The organism is Dietzia sp. DQ12-76 (genome assembly GCF_014145045.1).
GTDB lineage: Bacteria > Actinomycetota > Actinomycetes > Mycobacteriales > Mycobacteriaceae > Dietzia.
The window spans coordinates 1-7500 of the sequence record NZ_JAALDV010000022.1; the positions used below are offsets into that span (position 1 = coordinate 1).

Below are 7500 nucleotides of genomic sequence, written 5' to 3' on the forward strand. Positions count from 1 at the left end.
CGTGGTCCCTACTCGGCCGAGGGCGAGCGGGCGCTGTTCACCGCGCACCGGGCGGACGTGCTGGTGACCAAGGACTCGGGAGGCGTGCACACCTGGCCGAAGATGGCGGTGGCCGCCGAACTCGGGGTGCCGGTGGTCGTCGTGCGCCGCCCGGGGGCCGCTCCGGGTGTGGAGGTGGTGGCCGACGCGGTGGCCGCCGTCGACCGAGTCGGGACCCTGGTCTGAGGAGGCTCCGGACGCCGGGTTCCGGGCCGATCCACAGGATCCGATTACGGGGTTAACACATGTGTAGAGACGATCGACGCCTCGCCTGGCCGCGTCCGTCCTTGCGGGACCCGATCTCGCGCGGGTCTGCATCGCCGCAGGTCAATCAAGTCGAGGACGGTGGACTGGCCTCACGTATCACGACTCCGGCGCCACCCGCAGGGACTTCGCCCAGCCCGGCGCCGCCGAGAACATGATCAGAGAAATCGGCCTAAACACAGAAATGTTCGGACACCTGAGAATAGTGTGGTCTCCATCACACCAGGAGGCCGAGTGTTATCAGTTCGTAATCTCGAAGTCGTCTACGACGACGCGATGCTCGTCATCAGAGGTGCGAGTTTCGACGTGCCGGACGGCCACATCGTCGCGCTGCTGGGCGCGAACGGAGCCGGCAAGTCGACGCTGCTGCGCAGCCTCTCCGGACTACTCGATGTCCACAACGGGGCCATCACCAAGGGGTCGGTCACCCTCGACGGGGAGGACATCGGTTCGCTGAGCGCACCCGCGATCGCGCGACACGGCGTCAAGCACGTCCTCGAGGGGCGACGGATCTTCAAGGAGTTCTCGGTCGAGGAGAACTTGCGCATCGGCGCGCACGTCACGCGCCGCCACCTCCGCGAGGGCCTCGATCGCGTCTACGGGCTCTTCCCCGTCCTCCACGAGCGCAGGTCGCGAGTCGCCGGCTACCTGTCCGGCGGCGAGCAGCAGATGCTGGCGATCGGCCGGGCGCTCATGTCCGCACCGCGATTCCTCCTGCTGGACGAACCGAGCCTGGGCCTGGCGCCCAAGATGGTGGAGCAGATCCGGGACATCATCGTGGAGATCAACTCGCAGGGGACCGGGGTGCTGCTGGTCGAGCAGAACGCGGCGATGGCGCTGTCGATCGCCAGGCACGGGTACGTGGTGGAGACCGGCCGCGTGGTCATGGACGGGCCCGCGGCGGACCTGCTCGACAACGACGACATCCGCGAGTTCTACCTGGGCGCGCGCTCGGACTCCGACGGGACGAAGTCCTATCGCAACGTCAAACAGTACCGCCGGCGCAAGAGGTGGGCATCATGACGAACCCGTCTACGACCAGCCCGGTCGTCGAGTTCTCGCAGGTGAGTTTGGCCTTCGGGAACCTCAAGGCGATCGACGGCGTCGACTTCACCGTCAACCCGGACGAGCTCTTCGCGATCATCGGCCCCAACGGCGCCGGGAAGACCAGCATCTTCAACGTGCTCTCGGGGGTGTACCGGCCGCAGCAGGGGTCGGTGAAGCTCAAGGGTCAACAGCTCCTGGGGATGCGTCCGCACAAGATCGCCCGTCTGGGGGTCGCCCGGACCTTCCAGAACGTCGAGTTGTTCGCCAACCTGACGTTGGTCGACAACCTCATGCTGGGTCGCCACGTGAAGTTCCGCTACGGCACACTCGCCGCGATCGCCTGGGTGGGGCCGGCCAGGCGCCAGGAGGAACTGAACCGCGCCGCGGTCGAGGAGATCATCGACCTGCTGGAACTGCAGGCGTGGCGCAAGCTCCCGGTGGGCCTGCTGCCCTACGGCATCCAGAAGCGCATCGAGCTCGGGCGGGCGCTGGCGATGGAGCCGGAGATCCTCCTGTTGGACGAACCCGTGGCCGGGATGAACCTCGAGGAGACCGAGGACACCGCGCGCTTCCTGCTCTCGATCCGACAGGAGTTCAAGACCCCCATGATCCTCGTCGAGCACGACATGAGCCTGGTGATGGACATCGCGGACCGCGTGCTGGCCATCGACTTCGGTGCCCCGCTGGCCCTCGGCACCCCCGCGGAGGTCCAGAGCCACCCGGCGGTGGTGGAGGCCTATCTGGGCGGCCAGGCCGCGGTGCCCGCGGACGGAGGGGGGAGCTGATGAGCACCACCACTCTGGCCACGCGGGTCCGGGACAACGCCGCCGCCCACCCCGGGGACGTGGCACTGCGGAGGAAGTCACGGGGTGTCTGGCAGCCGACGACCTGGGCCCAGTACTGGGACCAGATCCAGGACGTCGCGCACGCGCTGATCGCGCTCGGGATCGACACCCAGGACCGAGTCGCGATCCACAGCGAGAACCGGCCCGAGTGGCTGATCTGCGATATCGCGACCGTGGCCGTCCGGGGCGTCAGTGTGGGCGTCTATCCGACCAACCCGGCCGCCGAGGTCGGGTACCTGCTGGAGAACAGCCAGGTGAAGCTGCTCGTGGCCGAGGACCAGGAGCAGGTGGACAAGGCCCTGGCGGTCTCCGAGCAGTGCCCCGACCTCACCCACATCGTGTACCTGGAACCGCGCGGGATCCGGGGACACTACGACGACGAGCGCCTCATCCACTGGGACGACTTCCTGGCGCTCGGGCGCGAGCACCGTCTGAAGGACCCGGAGGCGGTGGTCAGACGGATGGAGCAGGCACGGCCTGACGATCTGATCACCCTCGTCTACACCTCCGGGTCGACCGGCCCACCCAAGGGCGCCATGCTCACCACGTCCAACGTCGAGTTCGCGATCGACACCGTCATGACCCGCGGGGGGACCTCCGATCCGCCCCCGGGGCCCTCCGATTACGTGCTGACCTATCTCCCGCTGTCGCACGTCGCCGAGCGCTTCTTCACCACGTGGATGAGCTGCGCGAGCCGACTCCAGGTGACCTTCGCCGAATCCATCGACACCGTGCCCCAGAACCTCCAGGAGGTGCAGCCCACCCTGGTGATGGGCGTGCCGCGGATCTGGGAGAAGCTCCTGGCCTCGGCCCAGATCCGTCTGGAGGACGCCACCTGGCTCAAGCGGAAGTGGTCGGGTTTCTGGCTGGCGCGCGCCGAGCGGATCGGCGACGCGCTGGTCTCGAACGGCGGACGGCACACCCCGGCCAGCCGAGCCTGGTACGGGCTGGGGTGGATCTGCATGTATCGGGCTCTGCGGGTCCGGACGGGCCTGCGGTACGCACGGCACGCGGTCTCCGGAGCGGCACCGATCGCCCCGGAGGTCCTCAAGTTCTTCATGGGGATCGGCGTCCCGATGCACGAGCTCTACGGGATGACGGAGAACTCGGCGATCGCCACCACGAACAAGCCCGGACGGGTCAAGCTCGGGACCGTCGGTGAACCCCACGAGGGCACCGAACTCAAGATCGACGAGAGGACGGGCGAGATCCTGGTCCGCAGCCCGGCGGTGTTCGCCGGGTACTGGCGAAACCCCGAGAAGACGGCCGAGACCATCGACGCCGAGGGCTGGCTGCACACCGGGGACGTGGGCGAGTGGGTCGACGGGACCCACGTCAAGATCACCGACCGGATGAAGGACATCATCATCACCGCCGGCGGCAAGAACGTCTCGCCGTCCGAGGTCGAGAACGCCCTCAAGGTGTCCCCCTACATCAAGGAGGCCCTCGTGATAGGCGACGGTCGCAGGTACCTCACCGCCCTCATCGGGATCGAGCTCGACACAGTCGGTGACTGGGCCACCCGCAAACGGATCGCCTACACAACCTACCGGGACCTGACGGAGAAACCCGAGGTCCGCGAGCTGGTACAGGGGGTCGTCGACGCCACCAACGAGAGGTTCAACGCCGTGGAGCAGGTCAAGGCATTCGCGCTGCTGCCCAAGGAGCTCGACCACGACGAGGGCGAGCTCACCGCCACCCAGAAGGTCAAGCGGTCGGCGGTGACGGGGATGTTCGCGGATCTCGTCGACGAGCTCTACGAGGGGGCACGATGACCCAGTTCCTCAGTGCCCTGAGCGTCGGTCTGGGGTCGGGTGCCATCTACGCACTCGTCGCGATCGGCTTCGTCATGATCTTCAAGGCCACCGGCGTCATCAGTTTCGCGCAGCCCGCGTTCCTCATGTCCGGGGCGATCATCGTCAGCTTCCTCGCGCCGGTGATGGGGTTCTACGTCGGGGCGATCCTCGGGGTGATCGCCATCGGTGTCATCGCCCTTCTGGTCGAGCGGGCCGCGATTCGCCCGATGGTCGGCAAGGCGGTGTTCATCGTGGCGATCATCACCGTGGGGTTGGACATCGTCATCCGAACCGTCGCCGGGATGTTCCTCGGCACCCAACCGCGCTCGGTCGGGGACCCGTGGGGGACCGACGTCTCGGTGATCGGCGGGGTCATCGTCCAGCACCGGCACGTGGCGGCGTTCGTCACCGCCGCCGTGATCGTCGTCGCCCTGCTGTTGTTCTTCCGGTACTCCTCGGTGGGCCTGGCGATGCGTGCGGTCGCCTCCGACCAGGAGGCGGCGATGGCCCAGGGCGTCAGCGCCAGTGCGATCTTCGCGCTGTCCTGGGCGATGGCCGGGGCCCTGGCGGCACTCGCGGGGATCTTCGCCGCGACGGGCGGCCCGATCGGCAACACCTTGTGGCTCGTGGCTCTCATCGCGTTGCCCGCGATCGTCATCGGCGGGTTCGACTCGATAGGCGGCGCGATCATCGGCGGCCTGACCATCGGCATAGCCCAGGCCATGGTCTCGACCTACCACAACCAGTGGTTCGACGGCAGCGGCGTCATGCCCGAACTCACCACGAACCTGGGTCCGCTGATGCCCTGGATCATCATGCTGGCCGTGCTGCTGGTCAGACCCCACGGATTGTTCGGCACCAAGGAGGTGGAACGGGTATGAGCACACTCGTATCGGCGGCGGAACCGTCGGGGGGATCCCCGACGCCGCGGACCGCGACCGGGCGACGGGCCGGCTTCTTCGGCGGTCCCCGCGGGCGGCCGGAGCTCTACTCCAGCTACCGGCAGGAGCAGGCGCTGTTCAACACGCGGGCCAAGGCGCTGGGCGCCGCCGTGCTCGTCGTCCTCGCCGTCCTGCTGCCGCTCAACGTCAGCGACGACGTGCTGCGGATCCTCGGGCTCGGGCTGGTCCTGGCGATCGGCGGGATCGGGCTCAACCTGATCACCGGTTACGCGGGGCAGATCTCCCTCGGTCACGCCTTCTTCGTGGGGGTCGGCGCGTACACCGCCTCGGTGGTGGCCGGCGATCCCGAGGGGCGTGCGCTGGGCCTGGGGATCACCTTCATCCCGGCGTGGATCCTCGCCGCCGGTGCGATGGCCGCGCTCTGCGGGGTGATCGTGGCGCCGCTGGCCACCAGGTTGCGGGGGCTGTACCTCGCGGTGGTGACGTTGGGCCTGGTCTTCCTCGGCACTTACATCTTCACCGAGCGGGGGAGTGTCACCGGTGGCCAGGGAGTCGGTCGCGAGGCCCCCCGGCCGATCCTGTTCGGGGACGACCTCACCCTCGATAGCGCGTTCACCTCGGACCAGAAGTTGTACTGGTTCTTCCTCGCGCTGCTGTTGATCGGGGCGCTCGCGGCCCGGAACATCGCGCGTTCACGGGTCGGCCGCGCCTTCGGAGCCATCCGCGACCGTGACATCGCGGCTGGCGTCATGGGTGTCGACCTGGCCCGTTACAAGCTCATCGCGTTCACGGTCTCGTCCTTCTACGCGGGTGTGTGCGGGTCGCTGCTGTTCGTCGCGAACCGGCACTTCGGTCCGGAGCAGTTCGGGCTGATCATGTCGATCCAGTTCGTCGCGATCGTCTTCATCGGCGGCGCCGCGACGATCTCCGGCACGATCATGGGCGCCCTGCTGATCGCGTCGCTGCCCCGGATCTCCTCCGAGATGGCGCACTTCGTCCCCTACATCTCCACGGCGCCCAACGTCAGCCCGAACATCTACGAGGTCGAGGCGATCCTGTACGGCGGCCTCATCGTCGCGTTCCTGTTGTTCGAGCCACGCGGCCTGTTCGGCATATGGCTGCGGATGCGGATGTATTGGAAGAGCTTCCCCTTCACCTACTGACCCCACCCACGTCTGATCCCACACATCGAACACCGAGGAGAACATCATGAAGTCCAAGACGCTACGCAGCGGGGTGGCCGGTCTGGCGGCCGTCGCCCTGGTCCTGTCGGGCTGTGGTCGCGACGACGCCTCCGACACCGAGGTCGCCGGGATCACCGACGAGCCGTGCCCGAACGCGGTCGACGAGTCGAACGGCTGCATCTACCTGGGTGCGGTCACCGACCTGACGGGCCCGTTCTCCCCGGTCGGCGCCCCGATGATCGAGGGCGCGCAGGCCTACTGGCAGAACGTCAACGAGAACGGGGGCATCGACGGCTACGAGGTCGACATGGTGACCCACGTTCGCGACAGCGGTTACAACGAGACCACGCACTCCCAGGAGTACCGGGAGATCAGGGATCAGATCCTGGTGCTGGCGCACTCGCTGGGCACGGCCCACACCAATGGCATCCTCGATGACACCCGGCAGCAGAACATCCTGGCGGTCCCCGCCTCGCTGGGGTCGAACTGGCTCTTCGAGGACGGCGTGCTGGAGTTCGGTACCAGCTACTGCGCCGAGGCCATGAACATGGTCGACTACGCCGTCGACGAGCTCGACGCCACGAGCGTCGGGATGGTGCACTTCCCCGGTGACTACGGCGACGACGCGGCCAACGGGGCGGAGATCGCCGCCGAGGAGCGCGACATCGAGTTCACGCGGTACACCACGGCGCCCGGCGGCACCGACGAGCAGACCGCGGTGATCCAGCGGATCCTGGCCGACCGTCCGGACGTCGTCCTGCTCGCCACCAGCGCGATCGAGACCGGCGCCATCGTGGGTGCGACCGTCGCGCAGGGGTACGAGGGCCAGTTCATCGGCGCCACGCCCACCTGGAGCGCGGGGCTGATGGGGAGCCAGGCGGCTCCCGCGCTGGAAGCCCGGTACCGGGGCGCCGCCACCGTCGCGCCCTGGGGATACGACTCCGAGGGTCACAACGAGATGCGCGAGTTCGCCGAGTCCATCGGGGCCGAGCCCAACGACTGGTTCGTGCTGGGATGGGCCGCCCAGACCGTCATCCGCGGTCTGCTCCAGCAGGCCATCGAGAACGACGACCTCACCCGGGCCGGGGTCTTCGAGACCGCCGACCAGCTGACCGGGTTGGACACCGACGGCATGTTCGCCGAGGGCGCAGGTGACTACTCGGGTGACGTCAACGAGCACGCGTCGCGCTCGACCATCTTCAACCGGATCGAGGCGGGCAGCCCGACGGGTCTGGTCCTGGAGGAGGAATGGTACGAGGGGCCGACCGCGGCGGACTTCGAGTTCACCGAGGCGTGCTACCTCATGTGACCGAACGCGCTCGGTTCAGCTGACGCGAGCCGCCCGTCGACCACCGTCGACGGGCGGCGCGCTGTGCACGCGGGCGACCTCGGCCGCGAACCTCGCGGCCAGTGCGGGGTGCCC

Annotated in this window: 7 protein-coding genes; all 7 read left to right on the top strand. The window is 68.0% G+C overall.

Features of this window, described 5'->3' with window-relative positions; translation table 11 throughout:
• Positions 1–225, top strand: a 225-nt coding sequence (locus G6019_RS00995) for a precorrin-6A/cobalt-precorrin-6A reductase (RefSeq protein WP_182626920.1), incomplete at its 5' end; no start/stop codon positions are given.
• Between the two features lie 312 nt (positions 226–537).
• Entirely contained in the window at positions 538–1326 is a 789-nt protein-coding gene (locus G6019_RS01000; RefSeq protein WP_182612293.1) for an ABC transporter ATP-binding protein, read from the top strand.
• A complete protein-coding gene (locus G6019_RS01005) occupies positions 1323–2135 on the top strand; it encodes an ABC transporter ATP-binding protein (protein ID WP_107755349.1) in 813 nt (270 codons plus the stop codon). The genes G6019_RS01000 and G6019_RS01005 overlap by 4 nt, the downstream gene beginning before the upstream one ends.
• Positions 2135–3970, top strand: coding sequence for an AMP-dependent synthetase/ligase (locus tag G6019_RS01010; protein WP_182612294.1), 1836 nt, complete (start codon positions 2135–2137; stop codon positions 3968–3970). The genes G6019_RS01005 and G6019_RS01010 overlap by 1 nt, the downstream gene beginning before the upstream one ends.
• A complete protein-coding gene (locus tag G6019_RS01015; protein ID WP_107755351.1) occupies positions 3967–4872 on the top strand; it encodes a branched-chain amino acid ABC transporter permease in 906 nt (301 codons plus the stop codon). Before G6019_RS01010 ends, G6019_RS01015 begins: the two co-directional genes overlap by 4 nt.
• The gene (locus G6019_RS01020; RefSeq protein ID WP_182612295.1) at positions 4869–6056 is read left to right on the top strand and encodes a branched-chain amino acid ABC transporter permease; all 1188 of its coding nucleotides are present in this window, start codon (positions 4869–4871) and stop codon (positions 6054–6056) included. The genes G6019_RS01015 and G6019_RS01020 overlap by 4 nt, the downstream gene beginning before the upstream one ends.
• A gap of 46 nt (positions 6057–6102) precedes the next feature.
• Complete coding sequence (locus G6019_RS01025) at positions 6103–7386, top strand: ABC transporter substrate-binding protein (protein ID WP_107755353.1); 1284 nt, start codon at positions 6103–6105, stop codon at positions 7384–7386.
• Positions 7387–7500 lie beyond the last annotated feature (114 nt).